At 61.3% G+C, this 24,826-nt stretch carries 21 protein-coding genes; 8 read left to right on the top strand and 13 right to left on the bottom strand.

What is annotated here, in order from left to right; translation table 11 throughout:
- The first annotated feature begins 81 nt into the window (after positions 1-81).
- The 4 genes from ABGA94_RS17420 (at position 82) to ABGA94_RS17405 (ending at position 7,123) form a co-directional block, all read left to right on the top strand.
- Entirely contained in the window at positions 82-1,191 is a 1,110-nt protein-coding gene (locus tag ABGA94_RS17420; RefSeq protein ID WP_375367849.1) for a hypothetical protein, read from the top strand.
- A 16-nt stretch (positions 1,192-1,207) separates the two neighbouring features.
- Positions 1,208-3,505: a hypothetical protein gene (locus ABGA94_RS17415; RefSeq protein ID WP_197599119.1), complete on the top strand. Its 2,298-nt coding sequence runs from the start codon at positions 1,208-1,210 to the stop codon at positions 3,503-3,505.
- A gap of 7 nt (positions 3,506-3,512) precedes the next feature.
- Complete coding sequence (locus tag ABGA94_RS17410) at positions 3,513-4,541, top strand: glycosyltransferase family 2 protein (RefSeq protein WP_108761162.1); 1,029 nt, start codon at positions 3,513-3,515, stop codon at positions 4,539-4,541.
- 203 nt (positions 4,542-4,744) lie between these two features.
- Positions 4,745-7,123: a hypothetical protein gene (locus ABGA94_RS17405; RefSeq protein WP_111177779.1), complete on the top strand. Its 2,379-nt coding sequence runs from the start codon at positions 4,745-4,747 to the stop codon at positions 7,121-7,123.
- Between the two features lie 36 nt (positions 7,124-7,159).
- On the opposite strand, the gene ABGA94_RS17400 is transcribed toward ABGA94_RS17405, so the two are convergent.
- The 13 genes from ABGA94_RS17400 to ABGA94_RS17340 form a co-directional block, all read right to left on the bottom strand.
- The gene (locus ABGA94_RS17400) at positions 7,160-7,564 is read right to left on the bottom strand and encodes a GtrA family protein (protein WP_108761164.1); all 405 of its coding nucleotides are present in this window, start codon (positions 7,562-7,564) and stop codon (positions 7,160-7,162) included.
- Between the two features lie 58 nt (positions 7,565-7,622).
- Complete coding sequence (locus ABGA94_RS17395) at positions 7,623-8,822, bottom strand: hypothetical protein (RefSeq protein WP_111177781.1); 1,200 nt, start codon at positions 8,820-8,822, stop codon at positions 7,623-7,625.
- A 206-nt stretch (positions 8,823-9,028) separates the two neighbouring features.
- On the bottom strand, positions 9,029-10,351 hold the full coding sequence (locus tag ABGA94_RS17390; protein ID WP_375367846.1) for an NAD(P)/FAD-dependent oxidoreductase: 1,323 nt from the start codon (positions 10,349-10,351) through the stop codon (positions 9,029-9,031).
- A 29-nt stretch (positions 10,352-10,380) separates the two neighbouring features.
- Positions 10,381-11,325 (bottom strand): NAD(P)-dependent oxidoreductase, encoded by a 945-nt coding sequence (locus ABGA94_RS17385; protein ID WP_134955327.1) that lies wholly within the window; start codon positions 11,323-11,325, stop codon positions 10,381-10,383.
- A gap of 41 nt (positions 11,326-11,366) precedes the next feature.
- Positions 11,367-12,038, bottom strand: a complete 672-nt coding sequence (locus ABGA94_RS17380; protein WP_065196213.1) for a class I SAM-dependent methyltransferase — start codon at positions 12,036-12,038, stop codon at positions 11,367-11,369.
- Positions 12,039-12,063: 25 nt separating this feature from the next.
- On the bottom strand, positions 12,064-12,795 hold the full coding sequence (locus tag ABGA94_RS17375) for an SDR family oxidoreductase (protein ID WP_005415178.1): 732 nt from the start codon (positions 12,793-12,795) through the stop codon (positions 12,064-12,066).
- A gap of 2 nt (positions 12,796-12,797) precedes the next feature.
- A complete protein-coding gene (locus ABGA94_RS17370) occupies positions 12,798-14,111 on the bottom strand; it encodes an FAD-binding oxidoreductase (protein WP_111177789.1) in 1,314 nt (437 codons plus the stop codon).
- Entirely contained in the window at positions 14,108-15,499 is a 1,392-nt protein-coding gene (locus ABGA94_RS17365; protein ID WP_375367848.1) for a UbiA family prenyltransferase, read from the bottom strand. Before ABGA94_RS17365 ends, ABGA94_RS17370 begins: the two co-directional genes overlap by 4 nt.
- Before the next feature lie 69 nt (positions 15,500-15,568).
- A complete protein-coding gene (locus tag ABGA94_RS17360; protein ID WP_375367847.1) occupies positions 15,569-16,519 on the bottom strand; it encodes a YbhN family protein in 951 nt (316 codons plus the stop codon).
- Between the two features lie 274 nt (positions 16,520-16,793).
- Complete coding sequence (locus ABGA94_RS17355) at positions 16,794-18,572, bottom strand: LTA synthase family protein (protein WP_375367845.1); 1,779 nt, start codon at positions 18,570-18,572, stop codon at positions 16,794-16,796.
- 379 nt (positions 18,573-18,951) lie between these two features.
- Positions 18,952-19,341 (bottom strand): GtrA family protein, encoded by a 390-nt coding sequence (locus ABGA94_RS17350; protein ID WP_005415184.1) that lies wholly within the window; start codon positions 19,339-19,341, stop codon positions 18,952-18,954.
- Positions 19,342-19,400: 59 nt separating this feature from the next.
- Entirely contained in the window at positions 19,401-20,339 is a 939-nt protein-coding gene (locus tag ABGA94_RS17345) for an electron transfer flavoprotein subunit alpha/FixB family protein (RefSeq protein WP_197599125.1), read from the bottom strand.
- Positions 20,339-21,085, bottom strand: a complete 747-nt coding sequence (locus ABGA94_RS17340) for an electron transfer flavoprotein subunit beta/FixA family protein (RefSeq protein WP_005415186.1) — start codon at positions 21,083-21,085, stop codon at positions 20,339-20,341. Before ABGA94_RS17340 ends, ABGA94_RS17345 begins: the two co-directional genes overlap by 1 nt.
- A 263-nt stretch (positions 21,086-21,348) precedes the next feature.
- On the opposite strand from ABGA94_RS17340, the gene rfbB reads away from it, so the two are divergent.
- Genes rfbB through rfbD form a run of 4 tightly spaced genes read left to right on the top strand, consistent with a single transcriptional unit; the run spans position 21,349 to position 24,750 of the window.
- A complete protein-coding gene (rfbB, locus tag ABGA94_RS17335; protein ID WP_005415187.1) occupies positions 21,349-22,404 on the top strand; it encodes a dTDP-glucose 4,6-dehydratase in 1,056 nt (351 codons plus the stop codon).
- A gap of 14 nt (positions 22,405-22,418) precedes the next feature.
- Positions 22,419-23,306 (top strand): glucose-1-phosphate thymidylyltransferase RfbA, encoded by an 888-nt coding sequence (gene rfbA / locus ABGA94_RS17330; protein ID WP_005415188.1) that lies wholly within the window; start codon positions 22,419-22,421, stop codon positions 23,304-23,306.
- A complete protein-coding gene (gene rfbC, locus ABGA94_RS17325) occupies positions 23,303-23,860 on the top strand; it encodes a dTDP-4-dehydrorhamnose 3,5-epimerase (protein ID WP_005415189.1) in 558 nt (185 codons plus the stop codon). Before rfbA ends, rfbC begins: the two co-directional genes overlap by 4 nt.
- Entirely contained in the window at positions 23,857-24,750 is an 894-nt protein-coding gene (gene rfbD, locus ABGA94_RS17320) for a dTDP-4-dehydrorhamnose reductase (RefSeq protein ID WP_197599126.1), read from the top strand. The genes rfbC and rfbD overlap by 4 nt, the downstream gene beginning before the upstream one ends.
- Positions 24,751-24,826 lie beyond the last annotated feature (76 nt).

Below are 24,826 nucleotides of genomic sequence, written 5' to 3'. Positions count from 1 at the left end.
GTGCCGACGCCCAGTACCAATGTTGCCGAGATCACCCCGTGTACACCCCGCCGTGATCCATGGGAGGGCAAGCGGCTGAATCTGGTGTTACCGTCGATCAACAAGCAGCACTATTTCGGTGGCATCCATACGGCCGTACTGATCTATCGTGAGCTGTGCCGGCATTTCCCCGCATCGCGGATCGTGCTGGTCGACAGTTCACCGGATGATGAAGCGCTTTCGCGTTTCTCCGACCATATCCTGGTCCCGGCAGACCAGACCTCCAGTGCGATGCGCCAGATCGTGCCATTCAGCGATCGCTACCAGAAGACCCTGCCGGTTGCCGGGGAGGATATCTGGGTAGCGACTGCCTGGTGGACCGCGTATGCAGCCCAACGCATGTCGCAATGGCAGGGGCAGAATGGTGGCGTCGACCACCCGATGGTCTATCTGATCCAGGATTTCGAGCCAGGCTTCTATCCATGGTCCAGTCAGTACGCCCTGGCATTGAGTACCTATCGCTGTGATCGCGATATTGCTGTCTTCAATACGGGCTTGCTTGCCGACTTCTTTGAACAGCACGATCTGCGCTATGCGCAGCGCTCCGTGTTCGAGCCGGTGCTGCATGAAGGCCTTCGGCCGGCTCTGCAACGTGTCCGCAATGCACCGGTTGCGCGTGATCGCCGCATCGTGGTCTATGCGCGCCCTGGTACGCCGCGAAACGCGTTTGAGTTGATCTGTGAAGGATTGCGCCTGTGGGGATGGAAAGACGCGCGTGCAGCGCAGTGGGAGGTCGCTGCGCCTGGCGAGCTGCAGTCCGACCTGGACCTGGGGCCGTTCAGTCTGAAGGCACTGGGCAAGTTGAATATCGATGCCTACGCTGAGCTGCTGTCCACTTCGGCCTTGGGGCTGTCCTTGATGGTGTCGCCACATCCCAGCTATCCACCGCTGGAGATGGCCGCGTTCGGGATGGGCGTGGTCACCAATCGCTATGACAACAAACGTCTGGACGAGACTACGGCCAACGTAGTGTCGCTAGATGCAATGACCCCTGAAGCGATCTGCGACGCATTGATTGAGCTGGTTGACCTCTGCGAAGCTCGAGATCTGCGCCCGGGTGTTATCGCCAGCATGGATGATGCGCTGTTGCAGGTTGGTAGCTTTGACCGCGTGGCAGACGAGGCGGCATCTGCGTTGGGTCTGTCCACGTAAATGCAATGGACCTGTAATGCTCAAGAATAGTGTTGCCTGGCCGAGAAGCGGCCAGATCCCACGGTCGGCCCCTGCGTTGGCCGCGCTTGTGCTGTTGCTGCTTGCAGTACCCTTTATCCACAGCTTCGATCAGGCGAGATTCTTGATGCTGCTGGGGATTTCCCTTGCGGGCATGGGCTGGTTGGGTGATATGTGCGCCCGTCTGTTCAGGCTCGAGGTACTGGCTGCGTCCCCAGCTCTTTTCACCCGCATCTTGCTGGGCCAGGTGACCTTGGTCGTGCTTTGGCTGTTGGTTTCGCCGCTGACCCTGGTGTGGGCACAAGTGCTGGGTCTGCCCTACGGACTCCCCCTGGGCATCCTGGGGTTGATGGTGGGCACACTGTGGTGGCGTCGCAAGCAGCTGAGCACCTTCAAGCATGCTCTCTCCCGCGCAGACGCTGTGTGGCTGCTGATCGCCCTCCTTGCCGCGATGGTCTTGTTGAAGGCCGGTGCGCACTATTCGATGCGTGCGGGGGCACTTGGCCTTGATACACACCAGCACATTGCCTTTGCACTGGATCAGTTTATCGCCGGCTATCCGAAGCTTTCGGCCGGGCATACGGTATGGCTGGAAAAGTATCCAAAGATGCTGCACGTGCTGTCCGCGCTGTGGGCGTGGCCGGGGTTCGGGCTGCATATCGGCCCATTCGTCAAAATCCAACCAGTTCTGCAGGCCACCTTGGCAATCTTCGCCATTGCTGAAGTCGTACTTCTGTGGATGCGCCAACGGCAGCTGTCAGTGACGATGTCTCGCGCTTGGGCAAGCCTGCTGGTGGTTGTCCTGGGATACTGCATCCTGCGCGGCACAAGCTTCCTGTATCCGGTAGATGATCTCAACAGCACCGGTCGATTGGCGGCTATCTCCACGCTGTTGTTTCCAGTGCTCTGCCCGATGCTGTGCTGGTTGGAACCAGCAAAGAGTGGTCGGCCTTGGCTGCTGGCTTGGCTCAGTCTACCGATCGCCGGAGCGATGGCAGCCAAGTTGAATCCTTCGCTCGCGATTGGATTTGTCAGCTTCTCAGTCCCGACTTGGTTGCTGTTGACGCTTCCTCTGTGGTTCCGGGTGGAAGGCTGGCGGGGCAAACTCGGCCTACCACTACTTGGCCTGCTGGGTGGGGCAGTACTGGGGATCTTGCTGCTGGTGACGGATCCCTATTACCTGCAATTGCTGGCCGAGGCCTCGGCAGTAGTGCGTCAGTTCGTCGAAAACACGTTGGGACTTCGTTTGCTGGTGGCTCCGGCAGAGCTGGGGCGGTCCTCGGCTGAGTTGGTCGATCGCCTATGGCAGGTGCTTCCCTGGGAGTTGTGGCATGGTCCGCAGCCTTCAATCGGGGGGCAGTACCTGCCCGACTCACAGCAGGTGGTCGCCCATTCGGTGCTGCCGTTGACTCGCCCACTGGCCATGTTCACCTTCTTGGTGGGCATCGCGATGCTGACCATCGCACCCGCTTCGATCCGTAGCCGGCAGGCGTTTGGCTTGTTGGTCATTGGCCAGTTCGCACTGGCAGTCGCGGTAGCCGTGGCCTTGCGTTCTTCCAACATCGTTACTCTGACGCTGGGGCATGACACGCTGGAAGCGAGCCTACTCAGTACCTATACCCAGCGCTACGTTGGGCTGCTGGCCATGTATGCTGTGTTCCTGCAGTGGACGTTAATGCTGGCGACACTGGCGCTCACGGTCGATGCATTGCTTCAATCGCATATGTCCCGCCTGCTGCAGGGTAGGGCAATGGACCTGATTGGCCGATGTGTGATGGCGGTGGTAGCACTCGCCGTAGTAATCAGTTTCATCAGCATCGATATCAAAGGAGTGACACCTGCAGATCAGGGATGGACCTTCCCGATTGACGAGGCAGATGTGCGCGCCTTCCAAGCTGCCGAGCGCGCGCTGCCCGATGACGCCGTAGTGCTTGCGCCAGCCTATGCCATTGTTCTAAATGGCCGTGAGGACTGGGTTCTGCCCTCCATGTACGTAACCCCCTACCTGCCGTTTGCGCGCCGCGACTATCTGTTCAACGTCAGGCTCGGCTCTGGCTATGGGTTCTTTGCCAAGGATCTGCGCTCGATGTTCTGCCGCTCGCAAGTGCGGCAGACCCGTGAGATCCTGCGAAATGCCGGCGTAACCCACCTCCTGGTGCATCGCTGGGAGGGGCAAGGGGATGAGAGGGTGCTGGATGGACAGTACTGTCTGACCGGCTACCGGCAGTTGGGCGCAACTGGTAAGCCAGTTGCCACTGGTCCAGATGGGCTCGCGTTCTACCGACTGGATCCTTGAGGTCAAGATGGGCAATAACGAAGAGGAGAGGGACGTGGTCGGGCAGTCAGATAGCGCGCCGGAGCGGGGAGTGCAGGCAATTGCTGTGGTCATACCCAGCTACAAGGTCACCCGGCATATTCTGGGGGTCATCGCCGGGATCGGTCCTGAAGTGGATACGATCTACTGCGTCGATGATGCCTGTCCGGAGCAATCTGGCCGCTTCATTGAGCAGAACAACACCGACCCCCGCGTCCGGGTGCTCTACAACCAAGTGAATCAGGGGGTAGGCGGTGCAACCATGGCCGGCTACCGCCAAGCAGCTGCAGACGGTATGGCCGTCATCGTCAAGATCGATGGCGACGGCCAGATGGACCCGACGCTGCTTCCGTCGTTCGTTGCGCCGATTCTCAATGGTGAAGCCGATTACACGAAGGGCAATCGCTTCTGGGACCTCTCCCAGATCAGTCAGATGCCCTTGCTTCGCCGCTTCGGAAATCTGGGGCTGTCGTTTCTGGCCAAGGCATCCAGTGGCTATTGGCGGCTGTTCGACCCGACCAATGGCTACACCGCCATCCATGCGGCGGTTGCCCAACGCTTGCCGATGGAAGCGATCAGTACGCGCTATTTCTTTGAGACCGACTTGCTTTTCAGGCTCAACGCGATGCAGGCGGTGGTTCAGGATGTCCCCATGGATGCGCGCTATGGCGACGAAGTGAGCAATCTGAAGATTAGCCAAGTACTTGGTGAGTTCGCGCTCAAGCATGCCAGGAATTTCTGCAAACGAATCGCCTATCGTTACTACCTGCGTGATCTGACCATCGCTTCGCTCGAACTGGTCGCTGCATTCGTTCTACTTGGGGGCGGTGCCCTGTATGGCGGCTGGAACTGGATTGTCGCTGCGGGGACTGGCGTGTCTGCGCCGGTGGGAACCGTTGTGCTTCCCGCCATCGCGATTGTCAGCGGTCTTCAGTTCATGCTCGCATTCCTCAGTTACGACATCGCCAATCAACCCGTTACGCCGGTCCATCGATCATTGATGGGGTTACGTCGTTGACGCGTCCGGGCTCGGCTTTCCCTGACCGCCGGCCGCTCCGCGAGGGCGCTCCACGATGGTCGCAGCAGCAATACCCCTGCTACCATCGCCACGCGAATCGCCGGGAAGTGGTGTGCATGTGATTGGTCACGAGGCATCCTGGCTCTTCCTAGTACCACACGCCTGCCGCTGATCGCCATCAATTAGTACTCTCTGGATGTGCCATGGATAACTCCCAAACCCCTGCTCACACATCGGCTTTGACGAAGTGGGGGTTGGTGGCTTCGCTCATCAGCGGGCTATTGCTGGTATTGCTGCTGACGCCGTTCGCTACGCCGATGCCAAACTCTAGTTTGGATGGCTCTGCCACCTTCGCGATGAATGTCGCGACGGTTGAGCACCTGCGTTTCGGTAAGGACATCATCTTTACATTTGGTCCGTGGGCATCTGTCTATACGAACGTGTATCACCCTGGCACTGATGGCTTGATGGTGGGGGGATCACTCTTGATCGCCGTCGCAATGGCTGTCGGCATCTTCAAGGTTGCTGCGCCTCGACGTCGAATCCTCCTGTTGTTGTTTCCCCTGGTCATTGGCCTGATCTGGCAGCCCTACGGAAGCGGCTGGCGAGACGCGACATTGATGCTGCTTCCTCTGTTGCTTCCGCTGGCCGTCGTGCGAGGGAATGAGTGCGGGAGCCAACGCGTCGGAATCCTCTGCCTGCTTGCTGTTGCGATCGCACTCCTACCGTTGGTGAAAGGTAGTTTCAGTCTGCTTGCGGCGGGTGCCAGCCTGATGGCCATCGTCTTGTGCTGGCGAACTTCGCCACGGGCTGCGATCACAATTGGAATCACACAGCTGATTGCGTTGCCAGCGGCATGGCTGATCTCGGGCCAGTCCCTGCCTGATCTACCAGGCTATTTCATCGCCCAAGCGCCGATCGTGTCCGGCTACACCAATGGCATGTCCTCTTCTGGCGGACTAGGCTGGACGAGTCTAGCGCTCTTTTTGGTAACGGCTGCGGCATTGGTAGCAATCTCAGCGCACGGCGATCTCCGTGGCAGATGGTATGCGCCGGTCTTGGCGGTCCTCTATCTGTTCGTCACCTTCAAAGCGGGTTTCGTCAGAAGTGACCAAGCGCATGCGATGATTGCATCCACTGGTCTGCTACTGCTTGGGCTGCTGATCTGCATCTCTCCTAGTGGCGAGCGTGGTCGAGGAATTGCTGCGCTTGCTGTCGGCTTGCTCGGTTCATCACTCATCGTGTTCTCATATGGCGCACCCGAGCCGAGAGAGGCAATCGCCAAGCTCGGCGATGCTGTGACGATGCCTGCGAAAGGCCTTTGGCTGCGCTTGACCGACACGCGTGCCATGGGGCGTGAGTATCAGCGCCGTATCGAAGAACTGCGTGCAGAGTCTCCCTTCTCCTCAGAGAGCGGAGAAGTAGATCTTTACTCCTATGAACTTGGCCATATCCTTGTTGCCAAGGAATTGAAGTGGAAACCTCGGCCTGTCCTGCAGAGCTACTCCGCTTACACGCCGTCATTGGTTCAGGCCAATGCGGAACATCTGCGCCGCAATCCACCTTCGCAGGTCTATTTCAACGCTGCCACTATCGATAATCGATATCCGGCGCTTGAAGACGGTGCCAGCTGGTTGGAGCTGCTCGGCAGCTTCCGGCCTCAACGCGTGGATTCGGGTTACGCGGTCCTTGGACACCTGGGGAATAGCGCAGTTCCACTCACTCCTGAGTCCACCACACCAATTGATGTCAGGCTCGGCCAGGATGTCGACGTGCCCGGTGTTGAAGGGCCTGTTTGGGCAACACTGGACTTCCGGCCCACGCTGTTGGGTAGGTTGTACTCCGTTCTGTACAAGGCCCCCGAACTGGTGCTCCGTCTGCGCTATGAAAATGGCGATGTCACGTCCTTCAGGATGATTGCCGGGATGGCATCGACTGGCTTCCTGCTGTCCCCTACGATCACTGACGGCACCGGCTTTGTTGCAGTGGGTTCGCACTATCGCGACGATTTTCTCGCGGGACGCAAGGTTGTGTCGATGAGTGTGCGCGGTGAGAGCGGCACTCGTTTCATGTGGAAGGACAGTTACCGCCTGACTCTGTCGCCACTGCGCATCCCGATGAGTGCAGACGCAGATCGTGTTCTGACCGGTACCTGGAAGGAGGGACTTCCGTCAGAGGCCTACCCCGTAGGTGGCAACTGCAATATCGAGCAAGTCAGTGGGATGGATGTAACGGCCGAACCAATGCAGTTGCCCGGTCGCTTGTTCAAGGTACGTGGCTGGGCCGCGGTGAACGCCGAGAAGGGAGTCGCCAACCGTGGTATTTCCCTGCTGGCCATGTTGCCTGATGGCCGGACAATGATTCTGCCTGCCAGGAACGTACCACGTATGGATGTGGCGGCCCACTTCAGAAAGTCAACGCTCGACTATTCGGGCTACGAAGCCTATGTGGATGTCCGCAGACTGCCTTCGGAGGCTCATTTCCGGGTACTGCAGAGCGATGGTGATCAATGGCTGATGTGTCAGCCACCTCTGCTGACCGTCCACCGAACCGACACGCTGGCAGCGCCCCCGGCCGACTGAAAGTAGTGGGGGCGCTTGTTGAAGCGGGACCAATGCTCAGCGACGGAAGGAAAGGCGCTTGTGCCCTATGTAGCTGGTAATAGCCGGAATCATCACGCCAATCGCATGAGCGATGGTTTCGTTATGGAAATCTACTTTCAATGCCGGCAGCAACCAGCGTGCGGTGATCAGGCTTGCCAGGACGGTCTGCGCTACCGCAGCCACATTGATCAGCAGGAACCAAAGAAACTGATGGTGCAGCCGATTGCTTGACTCGCTGAATACAAACAATTTGTTGAGCGAGAATGCCGTGATCAGGCCAAGGCAGAACGCCAGTAGGATTGCCGGCACATAGGGCATCCAGTGGCTAAGCAGGATGCGCGAGCCAACATTGACCAGTGCGGCAACGCCGCTGGCCATCAGGAAGCGCATGAACTGGGTGGAGGGCGTACGTTCGATCATTCTGATTCTGTCATTGGCTTGATTCTGCGGACGGCGCCGTGGGCTGGTGGAGCTGTTGTCATTCCTTCTCGCTTGGCGCTGCCGTTTCCACCTCTATCTTCCAGTCGTAGGGATTGACGGGTATGGCATGAGGACCCGGTTGGCCTAGCTGCGCCGACTGCCCCTTCCAGTCCAGGTCCTTGAACGGTTGCCGGCGAAGGTGCTGCGCATTGGTCAGTGCGAATAGACAGATCAGGGCTGTGGTCATCGCGGTGGCATTGACTCGGCTACGCAAGGCCTGACCACTCAATGCAAGCCATACGGCCCACCACCAGACGACCTTCACGAGGTAGAAGTAGCGGTCGCCATTGAGCGGAACGAGCGCCCCCGGATCTGTCATCCTCAGCATTGGGACGAACGTTTCGACGATAGAGAATGCAACGAAGCCGAGGACGGTCAGTCGGGCATTGCCGTCTACACTGCGTGTCAGTAGCAATCTGCCGATAAGCAGGCCGTAGAGGAGTAGCCAGGAAGTTCCGGTCAGGAAGTCGCTGCCGAAGATGTGAGACGGAACCAACTCGGTGAACGTGGTGTCCAGCACCCACAGAGGCGCCATGCCTGCCATGCGTTGAGCTTCTGGATAGGAAATGATGACCAGTGCCTGCACGATCCCGCCAATTGACATGGCGGCAATGGAATGCCAATCACGACTGGCGATGAAGCCAGAGAGAGCACCGTTGAAGGGGTCGATGCGCGTTCGCGCGGTCAGCCAGCCAACAGCTGTGATTGCGCAGATGACCAACAACAGCAGCGTGGAGAACGGACCCGTGAGGGCAATTAGCATAACGAGGAAGGCGCGAAACCATAGAGTGACGCGCGACGTCGTGGGTTCCACCGGAGCCAGGCAGCAGGCTGCCATCGCGAACTGCAGGAACCATTGAACATTGGTGATCGTGCCAAAGATCTCGCCATTGGTGGGCACGGCCAGCATCGACAGCGCTACGATCCAGGCAGGCACGTAGCTACGCAGTCGGCTGCACGTGTAGGTGATGGCCATCGTCGACAATAGAATGGCCGCAGCATTGTAGACCAGCGGGGCCTTTGCGACCGGCAGCCAAGCTGCAATCCAGGCTACCAGTCGGGGAATGACCAAAAGGTAGCCGGCGTAGGGGGTAAATAGTTGTGGTAGCACGCGACCGTACTGGTCGGTGAAGAACACAGTGGCATCTTCAGCCCAGAACTGAGGGAGAGTCAGTGCGTCATTGCTCTTGTAGGCCATGACGAAGAGAACGACAAGGAATGCTCCCAGTCGATTTCCAACTGAGTCTTGGTGACGCCTCGGCGTGATCAATGGAAGTGATGTCATGGCAAAAGGTAAGTGGAGTAAGGCGATCCTATCGGCGGAGGTGGCCAAAGGACATGCTGTTTGCCTGAAGGTCATCAAGTTTTCGTTGGTTGCTTCGTGCGGCGACCTGGGTAGCCCGTTTACGCTCCAGTGCCGTAGGAGACAGTCAAGGCTTCTGAAGCAACCGCAGCCAGCGTTGAGCCCACGGCAATGCTCTCATTGATCGAGCGATCTTCCGGATAGTAGTACGCCGTATCGGCCATGAAGAATCCCTGCAGTGGCGTCTTCATCGGCGGCAACATTTCCTGGAACCCCGGCGGGCAGATGGTCTGCGCGTACTCGTAACGGTGGCAATGGGTGGCCTTGATCCATTCCGGCTTGAATGCAGGATTGATCATCGGCAGGTAGCTGATGACCTCATCGATGAGCTGCTGGTTGCTCCACTGCCACTTGGGGTGGGTCTTGGGCATGTAGTACGGCGCATACACGATGTGCTCACCCGCACCGCTGCCTGGATTGAGGTTGCTGTACTCGATCAGACCGGGAATGGCGATGCGATCGTCACTGATGTTCATCCAGAAATTTTCGCTGACCGGCTGCGACAGTTTCAGGATCACGCAGGCTACTGGAATGTTCTCGATGGCGCCGACCTGGTCGGCGAACGCCTTCGGCAGGCCCGGAACCATGCCGGGCACGTACTGGATGGGCGCGGTGGAAACCACGGTTTCATAGGGCTGATGACCGTCGGGCGTGCGGATGCCGGTGACCTTGCCCTCGACAGAGGTGACTTCCTGGATCGGCTGGGAAAGCAGGATGCGCCCGCCGAGGCGAACGACTTCCTTGGCCATCCTGTCGAGCAGCACAGCCGAGCCGCCTTGCAGGTAACCCATGCTCTCGTTGAACAGATTGCGACGCGATAGCGCCACGCGCTTGATGCGTGTGCCGATCCAGGATGCCGACAGATCATTCTGGTACTCGAAGAACTTCAGCGCGAATGCCTTTTCCCACATCACCTTGTAGGCCTTCGGGCCGATCCAGCGGGTGATCCAGTCGCGCGCGTTCGCCTTGTCCAGAGCCGTCCAATCCTGGATGCCCTTGGTGTGCATCACGTGCAGGGCGTAGCGCACCTTGTCGATCAGGCCCAGATGCGGGAAGCCTAGCAGGGCGAACGGCGTGCCCCACTTGTGCAGCTTGCCCTGGTAGTAATAGCTCATCTTCGTATCCGTCCAATGCAGACGATCGGACAGCTGCATCTCGTCCAACAGCTTGAACAGCGGATAGTCGGTCTTGCAGATGAAGTGGTAGTAGCGTTCGATGCGCAGGCCGTCGAAATCGAAGTCGGCCGACATGCCGCCGATACGGTCATCACGCTCGTACACATCAACCTGGTGACCTTTCTTCAGCAGCTCAAGGGCTGCCATCAAGCCCATCGGGCCACTACCAATGATGGCGAAAGTGCTCATTCGAATTGGGTTCCGTCTGTTCTGTTTGTTCAGCGCTGCAGCACGATGTGGCTGTAGCGCGGGTCGGTATAGCTTTCGCGGATTGCTTCCTCAAACGGCGTCTGCTTTACCCCAAAGACTGCTTCGGTATCGACGCCCTTGAAGTCGTCGCCGGCACTGAGTGCCTTCAACTGGTCGGCGGTGAAGGGCGGCTTGCTGCTGAACAGACTGTAGACCTTCAGAAGGAAACCGAAGAAGCCGATCGGGATGTGCACGATCACCGTGCGCAGCTTCTTGACCCGCTTGATGGTGCGGATGATGTCCACGTAATCCACGCGGGTATCGCCCACGATGTCGAACACCTCGCCATACGGTTCGGTCTCGATGCACTTGGCGATGCAGCGGCAGAAGTCGCGTTCGTACAGCGGTTGACGCATGAACTTGCCGTCGCCAGGAATGGGGAACACGGGGGTGCGCGCCATGAAGCGCGACAACCAGCCCAGGTGTTTGGGATCGAACCAGCCGAACATCAAGGTGGGGCGCAGCACGCAGTGGCGCTGGCCGCTGGCCACGACCATATGTTCCTGCTCGCGCTTGGTGTCGGTGTAGTCATCCTTGGCCACCGAATTCACCACTGAAGAACTGATGTGCACCATGTAGGGTACAGAGGCCGCCTTGCACGCGGCCAGTACATGGCCCGTCGCGGTCAGATTGTTGCGTACGAACAGGTCGGTGGTCTTTCCCGTGATCTGTGCGTGCAACTGCACAACCAGGCGTGCACCGGAAAACCGTTCGGCCCAGGCGCCAGGTTCGGCCAGATCGGCCAGCACCGTTTCGACCTCCGGGTGCAGCTGGCGCAGGATGTCCAGATTGTGCGCATGCTTGTCGATCGCCACCAGCCGGGTGTAGCCCTGCTGCTTCATCTCAACGATGAGGTTCTGCCCCACCAGGCCGGCTGCACCGGTGATGACGATCTTGTCGTTCTTGTTTGCCATGGACCAGCTCGACTGCTAATGGAATTGCTAATGGAATAGGGTCAGCGCGGCTTGTAAGCTACAACCAGCGCCTGTTTACCCAGGATGTGCCACGCCAGCGGAACCTTCAGGTACAGCGACACCAGCCATGGAGCCTGCGGCAGGCGGCTCTTGGTGGTGTAGGGCAGGAACTTCGGAATGACCACGCGGGGCTCGAGTCCGGCCATCAGAACACCCTCGACCAGACTTCGATCGCTCAATGCGGTGTGGTGGTCGAAGTAATCCCAGTACTCGTCATACAGGAACCGGATGTTCGGCTGCAGGATGATCGCGCGACCGCCCGGCTTCAGCATGCGCGCGCTCTCACGCAGCGTCTGCAGCACCAGATCCTTGCTGGGAAGATGTTCCAGAAAGTTGCTCATGAACACTGCATCGACGCTGGCATCGGGTATCGAGGCTACCGCCGTGCAGGACTCGTTGATGATGCGCACGCCGTCTGCCGCGAAGCGCCGCACATCGGGATTCAGATCGACCGCAATCTTGCCGGCTGCAGGAATGTTGTTGATGAACTCGCAATACCCTGCGCCGATGTCGACGACGGTGTCGCTCGCGCTGACGAACTTGCTGAAGTACTCGCTGCAAAGCACTTCCCAGATGCGATTCTTGTTGGCAAGTTCTTCTGCAGGGAACCGGTGCTGATACAACACATCAAGATCGCGATCGATATCTGGCATGCGAGAGTCCTTGTTCCTGATGTTGTCAGAGTGAGATTCGACGGAATACAGCTTCAGGGATGTTCTTGATGATCATCATGATCGCCCACCAGAACCCTGGCAGGTAGGCCACGGCTTTGCGCTTGCCGATGGCCTTGAGGATGCCGGCCGCGACCTTGTCCGGGGTGGCCCACAGGGCGCCCTTCTTGAAGGCGGCGGTCATGGGTGTATCGACGAAGCCAGGCTTGATCACCAGTACGTTGACGCCGAGCGGACGCAGGCGCTGGCCCAAGCCGCTCAGGTAGGCAGTGACGGCCGCCTTGGCGCTTCCGTACAGGTAGTTGCTGGCGCGGCCACGGTCGCCCGCCACTGAAGAAATAACGGCCAGGCTGGTCCCGGACTGCAGGCGCTGCGCAAGCGCGGCGGACAGTGCGATGGTCGAGGTGCCATTGGTTGCGAATTCCTGCAGGGAGAGGTCGACCGAGGCATCACAGGCAGCCTGGTCGGGCAGTGTGCCGTGGGCGATCAGCACCGTGTCCACCCCACCCAGCGCGACCCAGGCGTTGTCCAGCAGAGCGCCATGACTGGCCACATCATTCACGTCGAGCACCCCGCTGTGCACATGCGGCGCACCGCGCACGCGCAGGTCGGCAGCAATGGCGTCCAGCCTGGCGGCACTACGGCCCGCCAGATAGATCGCGGCGCCGCGTGCGGCGTACAGGCGTGCAACCGATTCAGCGATGGCCGAGGTTGCGCCGATGATCAGGATCTTCTGCATGCTTACTCCATCACCCGGCGCCAGAAGCCGGATGAGAATCGAGGGTCGATGAAGCGGGAAAATGCTTCCCAGGCCGGGTAGCCCTGGCGGAACAGAGCGCCAGACATGCGCGCGTCCTTGGCAGGGTACACGGCACCACCGGCCTCACTGACGATGCGGTCCAGACGGTCGAGCATCTTCAACAGGCCGGGGCCTTCATTGGGGAAATCGAGTGCCAACGTGGTGCCGGGGCGCGGAAAAGAGAGCAGGCCCGACGAAGGCCGGTCGCCAAACTCCTTCAGCACCGCGAGGAACGAGCCGCGCCCACTGCGGGCGATCTCGCCCAGCAGCGCGGCGGTGGCGTCCTGAGCGGTTTGCGGCGGCAATACACACTGGTGCTGCAGGAAGCCGCGTGGGCCATACATGCGGTTCCAGTGGTTGATGCCATCCAGCGGATAGAAATAACTCTGATAGTGCGACAGGTGGCGTGCGCGGCGTGCCAGTTGCCGCCAGTAGTAAAGCGTATTGAACGGGCGCAGTGTGAGTTTGTTGACCAGCGATACCGGTGGTACCAGCGGCATGCTGCGTCGGGGTGCGGTGCTGGGCGTGGCTGCGTGCGCCTCGCCGGGTGCGTGGTCGCCGCGCAGGAAGTGGCCGCGCCCGAGCGCGGGGCCCCTGGCCAGGCAATCGATCCAGGCAACCGTGTACTCGAAATCACTGGCCGAATCACGCGACAACGCGAAGAACTCTGCCAGGTTGTCGAAGCGGATCGATTCGGTTTCGATCCAAGGGCCAGGAACCCGCCGCAGCTGCAGTTCGGCCCAGGTGATGAAGCCGGTCAGGCCCAGCCCCCCCACGGTGGCCGCGAACAGGCCGCTGTCGTCAGCCGGACTGAGTTGCTGGCGAAGACCATCACTGCGCAGCAGTTCCAGGCAGCGCACATGGTGGCCGAAGGTGCCGGCACGGTGGTGGTTCTTGCCGTGCACATCGTTGCCGATCGCACCGCCCACGGTGGCGTAGCGGGTGCCCGGGGTGACCGGCAGGAACCAGCCACGCGGCAGCGCGATGTCCAGGATATCGGCCAGGGTTACCCCGGCTTCGCAGCGCACGATGCCGGTGGCTGGATCGAAGTCGATGAAGCGGTCCAGGGCGCAGCTGGTCAGCAGCGTGGCGCCAGGGTTCAGGCAGCTGTCGCCGTAGCTGCGGCCATTGCCATGGGGCAGCACCGTGCCGTCATCCTGCGGTAGCGGCAGGAGGGACCGACGGTCGAACATCGGAACAACCCGCTGTTCGACCCGCGGGTAACGACCCCAGGATTGGCCGAGCATTTCACTCATATGGCGATCAGCACGATCAGTACGCAGAGGCCAATGACGATCTGGCTGCCGCGATCCATGGCCGCGAATACGATCGGGTCGTCGTGCATGTCACCACGGTGCGAGACGATCCACATGCGGCTGATCCAGTACAGCAGGATCGGACACAACAGCCACAGCAGCTTGGGGCTGGTATACAACTCCAGGCTTTCCGGGCTGTTGATGTACAGCGCGAAGACCGCGACGCCGATGTAGCCGGCGGCAGCACCCAGCGACTGCACCAAGGGCAGGTCGGCCACCGAGTAGCCGCGGCCGATCGCCATTTCCTTGCCGTTGGCCAGTGCCGAGGCCAGTTCGGTGTAGCGCTTGAGCATGGCCAGGCTGAGGAACACGAACATCGAGAACGCCAGCAACCAGAACGACAGCTCGGAGTTGATCGCCACCGCGCCGCCGATGATGCGCACGGTGTACAGCGCCGCCAGCATCACCACGTCGATCATTACAATGCGTTTGAGCTTGAGCGAGTAGCTCAGGGTCATCACGTAGTAGCACAGCAGCACGCCGGCGAAGGCCGGGCTGCAGGCCAGCGCCAGGGCGAAACCGGCCAGGGTGATCAACGGCGCCACCAGCAGGCCGTGCAGCAGCGGCAGTGTGCCCGCAGCAAACGGGCGCCTGCGCTTGCGCAGGTGCATGCGATCCGGGGTCAGGTCTAGCAGGTCATTGAGAAGATATACGCCTGATGCGCACAGACCGAAGGCCAGGAAGGCCACGCTCGCATCGATGACCGAGGTGGGATCGAGAAAGCGGTGCGCAGTCAGCAGTGGTACCAGCACCAGCAGGTTTTTCAGCCACTGGTAGACGCGCAGCGCCTTGATCCAGGTGATCAGACCGCCGTTCTGCGGGGGCAGGTAGGCGAGCACTTCAGTCTGCTTCGCCGCAGCATTGGCCAGCCCGGCACCGTTGTTGACCACAATCGCGCCACCGGCATGAGCCCAGACCTTCAGGTCCACCGTGCCATTGCCCATGTAGTCGAAACCACGCTCGCCGAAGCGCGTTGCCAGTGCCTGCCCCTTGTTGCTGCCGGACAGGTTGGTGTGGCCATCGCTGGCCATCACCTCTTCAAACAGCCCGAGGTGGTCTGCAATGGGCTGCACCAGCAGCCGGTCGGAGGCCGTGCACAGCACGCGGGGGCGCTGTGAGGTGGTACGCAGGATTTCCAGGACCCGCTCGTCATAGGGCAGGGTTTCGGCGGGCAGGTGCACGCGCGAGGCCAGCTGGCGCTTTACGTAGGCCTTGCCACGCAGCAGCCAGATCGGCAGCAGGAAGATGTACAGGGGGGCGTGGGCCAGCAGGGCCAGCAGCGATTCGTACAGGATGTCCGAGCGGAGCAGGGTGCCGTCGAGGTCCACGCAGAGGGCGCGTTGTTCAAGGGCCAAAATTGGGAACTCCAGGTGGCAGTTGGTGCATGTGGGTATCGATCAGAGTTCGAGAGGGCGTGCAGCGACCGTTGTGCCATTGGGCGTCTCGGGACGTCGCTTTGCCGGGCGTATCTCAAGGCTGGCCATCGCGATCATCCCCACTGCAATGGCGAGCCATAGGCTTGCAAGTCGTATGCCTACAGCCGCTGTGACAGCGATCCCCATGCTGGCGCCCACCTTATTCAACATCAGGACGATGGCGCCTTCGGTGGTCCCAACGCCGCCCGGAACGAAAGATACGGCACCAGCCAGCATAGCGATGGGATAGATGCCCAACGAATGTGGCCAACTCATGGACAAACCGAGGACGGAGCAGAGGCCTGCGAATCCCAGCGCGGTCAGCAGCCACGCCAGTGTACCCAGCAGCAGGCCGTGTAGTGCAACGCGTGGACCCAGCAGCTGGCCCGCGTCGCGAACCCCGGCCACCATGAACCCTGCCAGGCGGCGCATCCAGAGGCCCGGCAGACGGGCGCCGATGCAGGAAATCTGACGCAGAAGCCACGGCCAGCGGCCAGCCAGGTAGAGCAGGGCCAGGCAACCGGCCACCAGAGTGGTCAAGATGCCAAAGGCGGGGATGAGTGCCGCGGCGCCCACCCCAAGCAAGGTGATGATAAGCAGATCCAGGGCACGTTCGGCGATGAAGGTCGCCAGCACCGTGTGCGCCGGGACATTCAGGTCGCCGAAGTAGCGGATCCGCAGCAGTTCGCCCGCTTTGCCTGGCGAGGCGGTGAAGGCGAATCCCGCGATGTAGGCACGTAGACCTTCGCGCCAAGGCACCTGATGTCCCTGGGTACGCAGCATGTAGTACCAGCGCTGGTAGCGCAGGAGAAAACTGCCCAGCACCATCAAGGCGCAAAGCGCCAGAGGTACGCGCAGTTCAGCCAAGCGGGAAAGCACGTGGGTGTCTCGGTCGACGAAGAGCATCAGCCCCAGATAGGCTGAGCTGAGCAACGCGAGAAAGAAAAAGCCCCGCCAGCTCCGGCGCGGGGCTAACGCTGGCTGGGAGGGCCGGGGAGGGAGCGGGCGCAAGTTGGCGGAGCTCCGGTTAAGGTATCAGCGAGTCTGCCCCGGCATTCTAGCGACATTTCCTGACAGAATTTGAACGTCCCGAAATTTGCGTTCCGCTGCCACTGCGGGCTTGGCGGGGTCATGCGGCTCCGCCGCCTCTACTGCTCCACGGTATCGCAGGAACGCCCACTCAAGCCTGCGTGACCTGGGGAGGGTGTTACTCCGCCTGCGTGTCGATCACCATGTCCATCGATTTGTAGCGCTCGATGACCTTTTTTGCCTCCTCGTAGGACGCCCGCAGGAGCTCAGGAACGTCGGGCCCCCGATACGAGCCCTCTGAATCGGTCAGGATGTACTCACCGCCAACGTTGGAGACTCGATCGAGTTCGCATTGCTCGAAGAATGTGCAACCCAGGAAGAGGTTATGGCTCTTCTTGGCGCCCAGCAGACTCAGTAGCGACGGAGCAAGATCCAGGGAGTTCTTGCCTGCAACGTCGATTTCGCGGTGTTCAATGCCCTTCCAGTAGATCAGTAGCGGTATTGTGTCGACAAAGTACCCCTTGATGCGGCTGTCCGCATCAACGGCCACTGGGTCTGGATAGGTGGAATGATCCGCCGTGACCACCAGAATGGTGTTCTCGTGCAGGCGGCTGGTCATGAAGCGCTCGATGAACAGGCCGATATCGCGATCATAGGTATGGAAGCGGTTCAGGACAATGTTGCGCCCATCCCCATATTTTTCTTCGCCGTCCAGGAACGCATGGGTCTGGAAGTTGTACATGGCAGCAAAGAATGGTCTGTCACGCGGTTGCGCCTCCAGCTCCGACAGCGCACTTTTGAACAGCTCTGGGTCGGTCAGGTACTTCGGCATGGCGGACGATGCGCCACCTCGTACATGGGTTTCGAACAGGTAATCGCGCCCCAGGGTGCGGTCGAAACCGAGGGTTTCCACCATCTTGTTGATGTACTCCTGCTGGGACAGGAAGAACATGCTGCGGTAGCCTTGGGCGCGTAGGATCTCCGGCATGCTGATGCGGGAGACTGCGGTTACGTCGCCAGAGACATCGCGCTGGCCAATCCCCGTTCCTTCCTTGTTGTAGCCGTCGATCTCCTGGTGCCCGGATGTGATCTGACCGCGCAGGCCGCGGAAGGTCGCTGCGGTGTGGTTGTAATAGTTCGTCAGAACCAGCGAGCCACCCGCGAATCGATCAAGATTGGGCATGAGCCCCGGATGTGCGCCACCGTAGGTCTCCATCCAGCGGGCCGACATGCCCTCGGTGAAGATCACAATGACATTTGGCTGCGCTACGAGAGTGCTTGTAACTTCTGCTGGAAAGCCCTGCTGAAAGACTGTCCGCCTTGAGAATTCCGCTCGTGCTTCTAACAGGTCGACCGCACTGAGCTGTGCACGGCCGCTCATACCGGCATACGTCAGGTAGGCACGGACCATCGATGACACAGGTGCTTCGCCACGCGCCACCACGATGCCGCGAGCCAGAGGTTGGTTGTGGATCATCCCGGCATAGGCGGCGGCAGTCACGCCGAGGAACACCACTAGGATGCTCGGCCGCAGCTGTGGTTGTTTCATGCGGTGTACGAACGCGAAACCGATGAAGGCAAACAAGTACGCGCCCAGCATCGCGTAGATGCCGTTGAACGCGATGAGGCCTGTTACTTCCTGGTTGGCGAAGGCAATGGGCGGAATCAGCCCTCCAGAGAGCCAGATTGAGTACAACTGAGCCACATAGACAGAACCCGTCGCTGCGGGAAGCATCAGGGCCAAGCTCCGCAGCCAGCGGTTGCGGATGCCAAGTGCAAGGTGGGTAATCAGATCGAGCAGTACCAGTTCCAGCAGGAAGCTGATGCTCAGGTACAGGAGATCGACATGCGTGTAATAGCGGCCCATCCGCAACAGCAACACGCCGGTCAGCAATCCAGCAACGCAGGTTCCCCAGGCCGGGAAGCGCCGCCACATGTTCAAGATACTAATGCTCATCAGCCAGATGGAAGAATCTCCAAGGAATTCTTCCTGCGTGCCTCTCGTGAATGGGAATGCGCGAGGTGCCTGACTTGAATGGTCGGCACTCCTTGGCGGGCTGGATCATAGGGCTTCTTCATTGCACTGTCACATTTGTGATTGAGTATCGAAAGATTGCGCTGTGTACTGGACTGATACGTTGCGAAATACGTTCGGCCTGTGGAGGCGGAAGTTTGCTGATCGTGGCGATTGGTGCCGGATCATGAGACCGGCTGCCTTGTTCGCAAAAAAAAAACCGACATCGATTGATGCCGGTTCATGCCTACGGAACATACTGTTCTTCTGGTTCGCTACTGGATTCTTGGTGTCGCCCGCGACCCTTGGCTTGCTTGGGCGATCACCGCTGCGCAGCGCTTGTGCTGAAAACCAGTCGGGAAAATATCAGGTAATTCCAAGCGGCGATCATTCCCATCACAATGAACTTGGCGATGAGCGGATGCATCCCCGCGGTTCCCACCATCAACAGCATCGCCAGATTGCCGGCGGCAAGATTGATACCTGCGACGATTCCGTACTTGAGCAGCTCCTGTCCGGCCTTCCCTTCGCTATGGAACACCCAGTGACGGTTCAGCAGGAAGCTGACCACAAAACCACACGCGAAGCTGAGCGACTGACTGGCCAGCAGCCAGGAAGGGCCCAGAGTGGATTGCAGCACGAAGAACGCGGCGTACTCCACAGCGGCGGCGGAGCCGCCAGAAACCAGAAAGCGTAGGAATCTTGGTGTCATGCACTTTCCAGCGTGGACCAGGGCGCCCAAGGACGCCCTGACCAACAGCCAATCCGATGTCAGAGCGCAGCTTCCAGCTCCGGCAGGATCGCAAACAGATCCCCCACCAGGCCGATATCGGCAATCTCAAAGATCGGCGAATCCGGATCCTTGTTGATCGCCACGATCGTGCCGGCATCCTTGATGCCGGTCAGGTGCTGGATCGCACCGCTGATACCCACGGCCACATACAGTTCCGGTGCGATGATCTTGCCGGTCTGGCCGACCTGCAGGTCGCTGGGCACGTAGCCGGCATCGACCGCGGCACGCGAGGCACCGACGGCGGCACCGAGCTTGTCGGCCAGCTGGAAGATGACCTTGAAGTTTTCTTCCGAGCCGACGCCACGGCCACCGGAGACCACGCGCTTGGCGCTCTGCAGGTCCGGGCGGTCGCTGGCACCAGCGGCGAGGCCGACAAAGCGGGTGTGGGTCGGCAGGGCAGCATCGACGCTGGCCGCTTCGATGGCGGCGCTGCCACCCTGGGCGGCTTCCGGCCACGACGCGGCACGCACGGTGGCGACCACGATCTGGTCGGCCGGTGCTTCCACGGTGATGATCGCGTTGCCGGCGTAGATCGGGCGCTTGAAGGTGTGGCTGCCTTCGACAGTCATCAGGTCGGAGACCTGGTTGACGCCGAGCAGCGCGGCCACGCACGGCATCAGGTCCTTGCCGAAGGTGGTCGACGGGCCGAACACGTGGGTGTAGCCCTTGGCCAGCTGCGCGATCTGCGGTGCCAGTACCTGGGCGATGGCCTGCGCGTTGGCGGCGTTGGCCACGGTCAGGACCTTGGCGACGCCGGCGATCTTCGCGGCCTCGGCAGCCACGGCGGCCGGGTCGGCGGCCAGCACCAGCACGTCGATGCTGGCACCGCCGATCGCGGCGGCGGCGCTGACGGTCTTGGCGGTGGCGGCGTTGAGCTTGCCGTCGTGGTGCTCGGCGATGACGAGAATCCTGCTCATTACAGCAACCCCTTCTGCTTGAGTGCGGCAACCAGTTCGGCCGCGTCCTTGACCATCACACCCTTGCTGCGCTTGGACGGCGCGGCGTACTGGGTGGTCTTGAAGGTGTCGGCGGCTTCAACGCCGAGATCGGCCAGCTGCAGGGTTTCCAGCGGCTTGGCCTTGGCCTTCATGATGTCCGGCAGCTTGATGAAGCGCGGCTCGTTCAGGCGCAGGTCGGTGGTGACCACCGCCGGCAGATCGACTTCCAGCGTTTCCAGGCCGGCGTCGACTTCGCGGGTCACCGTGGCCTTGCCGTCGGCAATGTCCAGCTTGCTGGCGAAGGTCGCCTGCGGGCGGCCCCACAGCGTGGCCAGCATCTGGCCGGTCTGGTTGGCGTCGTCGTCGATGGCCTGCTTGCCGAGGATCACCAGGTCCGGCTGTTCCTTCTCGATCAGCTTGAGCAGGGTCCGTGCGGCGGTCAGCGGCTGGATGGCCTGGTCGGTGACCACATGGATGGCGCGGTTGGCGCCCATGGCCAGGCCGTTGCGCAGGTGCGCCTGGGCATCGGCCGGAGCAATGGTGGCGACCACGACTTCGCTGGCGATGCCCTTGTCGCGCAGGCGCAGCGCTTCTTCCAGGGCGATTTCATCGAAGGGGTTGGGGGACAGCTTGACGCCGTCGGTGACCACGCCGGAACCGTCCGGCTTGACCTGAATGCGGACGTTGTAGTCCACCACGCGCTTGTACGCGACGAGGATTTTCATCTGGTACGGGGTCCTTCAATAACGGGGAGAACGTCCGGTCCTGCAACAGCAACCGGTTCGGGGGTGGGATCCCGATTCTAGCTGGCTTGAGGGGACCATGCGAATGCGTATGGTTATGCTGCGCTGCGGCATGGCTCGCGTGAATCCAGTGCGTCGTTCACGTCACGCAGGCAGTCGTGAAGACGAACCACATGTATCCTGTGCTGCTGTGCTGGGGTGCTTCATGGCGCCCCTTGGATGAATTTCGATCAGGAGAACAGGTAGTGCCCACATGGCTTGTCACCGGCGGTGCCGGATTCATTGGCGGTAACTTCGTTCTCGAGGCCGTCGCACGTGGCGTCAAGGTCATCAATCTCGACGCCCTGACCTATGCCGGCAACCTGAAGACCCTGTCCAGCCTGGACGGCAACCCGAACCATGTGTTCGTGCAGGGTGACATCGGCGACAGCGCCCTGGTCACCCGCCTGCTGGCCGAACACCAGCCGGACGCGGTGCTCAATTTCGCCGCCGAGAGCCACGTCGACCGTTCCATCGATGGCCCGGGTGCGTTCATCCAGACCAATGTAGTCGGGACCTTGGGCCTGCTGGAAGCCGTGCGTGATTACTGGAAGGCGTTGCCGGCCGAGCAGGGCGCGGCCTTCCGCTTCCTGCACGTGTCCACCGACGAGGTGTACGGCACCCTGGGCGAGACCGGCAAGTTCAGCGAAACCACGCCGTACGCCCCGAATTCCCCGTATTCGGCGTCGAAGGCCGCTTCGGACCACCTGGTGCGTGCCTTCCACCACACCTACGGGCTGCCGGTGCTGACCACCAACTGCTCCAACAACTACGGCCCGTATCACTTCCCGGAGAAGCTGATCCCGCTGGTGATCGCCAAGGCGCTGGCCGGCGAGCCGCTGCCGGTGTACGGCGATGGCAAGCAGGTGCGCGACTGGCTGTTCGTTTCCGACCACTGTGAGGCGATCCGCACCGTGCTGGCCAAGGGCAAGGTCGGCGAGACCTACAACGTCGGCGGCAATTCGGAAAAGCAGAACATCGAAGTGGTGCAGGCGATCTGCGCCCTGCTGGACCAGCGCCGCCCGCGCGCGGATGGCCAGCCGCGCAGCAGCCAGATCACCTATGTCACCGACCGCCCCGGCCATGATCGCCGCTATGCGATCGATGCGTCCAAGCTGAAGAACGATCTGGGCTGGGAACCGGCCTACACCTTCGAGCAGGGCATCGCCTTTACCGTCGACTGGTACCTGGACAACCAGGACTGGGTCAACGGCGTGCTGGACGGCAGCTACCGTCTGCAGCGCATCGGCACTGCGGCCTGAACCCTGGAGACGACATGACGCAGCGTAAAGGCATCATCCTCGCCGGCGGCTCCGGCACCCGGCTGTATCCGATCACCAAGGGCGTCAGCAAGCAGCTGCTGCCGGTGTACGACAAGCCGATGATCTACTACCCGCTCAGCGTGCTGATGCTGGCGGGCATCCGCGAAGTTCTGATCATCAACACCCCGCACGAGCAGGCGCTGTTCCAGCAGCTGCTGGGCGACGGCTCGCAGTGGGGTATGGACATCCAGTACGCGGTGCAGCCGAGTCCGGACGGCCTGGCCCAGGCCTACCTGATCGGCCGCGACTTCGTCGCCGGCAAGCCGAGCTGCCTGGTGCTGGGCGACAACATCTTCCACGGCCACGGCCTGCGCGAAGTGCTGCGCAACGCCGACCAGCGAGAGCAGGGCGCGACCGTATTCGGTTACTGGGTCAACGACCCGGAACGTTACGGAGTAGCCGAGTTCGATAAGGACGGCAGGGTCATCGATCTGGTCGAGAAGCCGGAGAATCCGCGTTCGAACTACGCGGTGACCGGCCTGTACTTCTACGATGGCAATGCCAGCGACTATGCGGCCGAGCTCAAGCCGTCGCCGCGTGGCGAGCTGGAGATCACCGATCTGAACCAGCGCTACCTGCGCGAGGGCCACCTGCACCTGGAGGCCCTCGGCCGTGGCTATGCCTGGCTCGATACCGGCACGCACCAGTCGCTGCTGGAGGCCTCCAACTTCATCGAGACCATCCAGACCCGCCAGGGCCTGCAGGTCTGCTGCCCGGAAGAAATCGCGTTCGGCAAGGGCTGGATCAACGCCGAGCAGCTGGAAGCACTGGCTGCGCCGCTGATCAAGAATGGCTACGGCCAGTACCTGCACAAGCTTGCCCTGCGTGGAGTCGTTCCGTGAAAGTGATTGAAACCAAGTTGCCCGGTTGCGTGGTGATCGAGCCGGCGGTGTTCGGCGATGCCCGCGGTTATTTCTTCGAAACCTGGAACGCCGAGCGCTTTGCTGCGCTGGGCCTGCCGGACCGTTTCGTGCAGAGCAACGTGTCGACGTCCGCGCAGGGCGTGCTGCGCGGCCTGCATTACCAGTGGCCGCGCCCGCAGGGCAAGCTGGTCAGCGTGCTCGAAGGCGAGGTCTATGACGTGGCCGTCGACATCCGTCGTGGCTCGCCGACCTTCGGCCAGTGGGAAGCGGTGGTGCTGAGCGCGGAGAACAAGAAGCAGTTCTGGATTCCGGAGGGCTTCGCCCACGGTTTCGCCGTGCTGTCCGAGCGTGCGGTGTTCAGCTACCTGTGCACCGAGGTTTACCTCAAGGACTTCGATGCTGGCGTGCGCTGGAACGATGCGGACATCGCCGTGGACTGGCCGATCAGCGCACCGACCTTGTCGGCCAAGGACGAGAACGCACCGTTCCTGAAGGGCATTGCTGAAGACCGCCTGCCGGTCTACGTGCCATGACCGTGCTGGTGTTCGGTGGCAACGGCCAGGTCGGCCAGGAGCTGCTGCGCGCGCTGGCACCGCTGGGCAAGGTGGTCGCGACCACCCGCAGCGGCGTCCTGCCCGACGGAAGTACCTGCGAAACAGCCGATTTCGGCCAGCCCGACAGCCTGCCGGCATTGCTGGACCGCGTGCAGCCCTCGCTGGTGGTCAATGCGGCCGCCTATACCGCCGTTGATCGTGCCGAGCAGGAGGTTGAAGCTGCCTTCGCCGCCAATGCGCAGGCGCCGGGCGTGATCGCGCGCTGGTGTGCGGCACATGGCGTGCCGTTCGTGCATTACTCCACCGACTACGTGTTCGATGGCCAGGGCAGCGCGCCCTACCGCGAGGACGAGCCGACCGCACCGCTGGGCGTGTATGGCACCAGCAAGCGCGATGGCGAGGACGCGGTGCGTGCGGCCGGTGGCCGCCATCTGATTTTCCGCACGGCGTGGGTGTATGCCTCGCACGGCGCGAATTTCCTGCGCACCATGCTGCGCGTCGGGGCCGAGCGCGATGCGTTGCGGGTGGTGGCCGACCAGGTCGGCACGCCGACGCCTGCCGCGCTGATCGCCGATGTCACCCTGCAGGCGTTGCAGCATCCCGGGCAGCTGTCCGGGACCTGGCACCTGACCGCCAGCGGCCAGACCAGCTGGCATGGTTTTGCCGAGGCGATCTTCGCCGAAGCGTTGGCTACCGGCGTGTTGGCCAAGGTGCCGACGGTCGAGGCGATTCCCAGCTCCGAGTATCCGACCCCGGCCAAGCGTCCAGCCTGGTCGGTGCTGGACAACCGCAAGCTGCAGCAGGATTTCGGTATCGTGCTGCCAACCTGGCAGGACGGCCTGAAGCGGGTGATGGCGGAGCTGGCCTGATGGCCGTAGCGCCGGGCCGTGCCCGGCGATGCCGCGCGGCCGGGCCGATCAGGAACGGGTCAGAGCCCGCTGCGCA

Source organism: Stenotrophomonas sp. 3diitr2024, from assembly GCF_042136455.1.
Classification (GTDB): domain Bacteria; phylum Pseudomonadota; class Gammaproteobacteria; order Xanthomonadales; family Xanthomonadaceae; genus Stenotrophomonas; species Stenotrophomonas sepilia.
Note: the sequence above shows the minus strand (reverse complement) of the source record. Positions and strands in the feature narration are given on the sequence as shown.

Coding starts and splice junctions, on each gene's coding strand:
- ABGA94_RS17415 (WP_197599119.1), top strand. CDS start 1,208: ATGCTCAAGAATAGTGTTGCCTGGCCGAGAAGCGGCCAGATCCCACGG.
- ABGA94_RS17410 (WP_108761162.1), top strand. CDS start 3,513: ATGGGCAATAACGAAGAGGAGAGGGACGTGGTCGGGCAGTCAGATAGC.
- ABGA94_RS17405 (WP_111177779.1), top strand. CDS start 4,745: ATGGATAACTCCCAAACCCCTGCTCACACATCGGCTTTGACGAAGTGG.
- ABGA94_RS17400 (WP_108761164.1), bottom strand. CDS start 7,564: ATGATCGAACGTACGCCCTCCACCCAGTTCATGCGCTTCCTGATGGCC.
- ABGA94_RS17395 (WP_111177781.1), bottom strand. CDS start 8,822: ATGGCCTACAAGAGCAATGACGCACTGACTCTCCCTCAGTTCTGGGCT.
- ABGA94_RS17390 (WP_375367846.1), bottom strand. CDS start 10,351: ATGAGCACTTTCGCCATCATTGGTAGTGGCCCGATGGGCTTGATGGCA.
- ABGA94_RS17385 (WP_134955327.1), bottom strand. CDS start 11,325: ATGGCAAACAAGAACGACAAGATCGTCATCACCGGTGCAGCCGGCCTG.
- ABGA94_RS17380 (WP_065196213.1), bottom strand. CDS start 12,038: ATGCCAGATATCGATCGCGATCTTGATGTGTTGTATCAGCACCGGTTC.
- ABGA94_RS17375 (WP_005415178.1), bottom strand. CDS start 12,795: ATGCAGAAGATCCTGATCATCGGCGCAACCTCGGCCATCGCTGAATCG.
- ABGA94_RS17370 (WP_111177789.1), bottom strand. CDS start 14,111: ATGAGTGAAATGCTCGGCCAATCCTGGGGTCGTTACCCGCGGGTCGAA.
- ABGA94_RS17355 (WP_375367845.1), bottom strand. CDS start 18,572: ATGAGCATTAGTATCTTGAACATGTGGCGGCGCTTCCCGGCCTGGGGA.
- ABGA94_RS17350 (WP_005415184.1), bottom strand. CDS start 19,341: ATGACACCAAGATTCCTACGCTTTCTGGTTTCTGGCGGCTCCGCCGCC.
- ABGA94_RS17345 (WP_197599125.1), bottom strand. CDS start 20,339: ATGAGCAGGATTCTCGTCATCGCCGAGCACCACGACGGCAAGCTCAAC.
- ABGA94_RS17340 (WP_005415186.1), bottom strand. CDS start 21,085: ATGAAAATCCTCGTCGCGTACAAGCGCGTGGTGGACTACAACGTCCGC.
- rfbA (WP_005415188.1), top strand. CDS start 22,419: ATGACGCAGCGTAAAGGCATCATCCTCGCCGGCGGCTCCGGCACCCGG.
- rfbD (WP_197599126.1), top strand. CDS start 23,857: ATGACCGTGCTGGTGTTCGGTGGCAACGGCCAGGTCGGCCAGGAGCTG.